Below are 566 nucleotides of genomic sequence, written 5' to 3'. Positions count from 1 at the left end.
GTCAAGTTGTAAACAGATATAGCTTATGGCCAACTGAACATGTCGGCGTGAGTTGGCAATATGAGAAGCTCCATACAAGTAAGCAGCAGCTAGTTGCCGACAAGGCCAGAGAAGGAAGAAGAAGCTCTCATCATCATCACCATGTCGTGCTGCGGTGGCAACTGCGGATGCGGCTCCAGCTGCCAGTGCGGCAACGGCTGCGGCGGATGCAAGTACTCTGAGGTGGAACCCACGACCACGACCACCTTCCTTGCCGATGCAACCAACAAGGGGTCTGGTGCTGCTTCCGGAGGATCAGAGATGGGGGCGGAGAACGGCAGCTGCGGCTGCAACACCTGCAAGTGCGGCACCAGCTGCGGCTGCTCCTGCTGCAACTGCAACTAGAAGAAACTTATCTCCATCCAATTCATCACCTGATCAACGAGCTACCAGTACCACTACATATGCCATGTACTAGCTACCTAGCTTGCATGCAAGTCCTTAATTTGCTGCTAGCTAGCTAGCTACCTACCTTAGCGTCTCATGTATGTCATGTTGCCGCCTGGCCCCTAAATAAAATTCCTTAC

1 protein-coding gene is annotated in these 566 nt (G+C 53.0%); it reads right to left on the bottom strand.

The window, feature by feature from the left end; all coding sequences use genetic code 11:
* Positions 1-89: 89 nt before the first annotated feature.
* Entirely contained in the window at positions 90-380 is a 291-nt protein-coding gene (locus NK662_RS24725) for a hypothetical protein (RefSeq protein WP_254761368.1), read from the bottom strand.
* Between the last annotated feature and the right edge of the window lie 186 nt (positions 381-566).

Origin of the sequence: Ectobacillus ponti, from assembly GCF_024294785.1 — a bacterium.
Lineage (GTDB): Bacteria > Bacillota > Bacilli > Bacillales > Bacillaceae_G > Ectobacillus > Ectobacillus ponti.
This window is presented reverse-complemented; position numbering and strand designations above follow the sequence as displayed.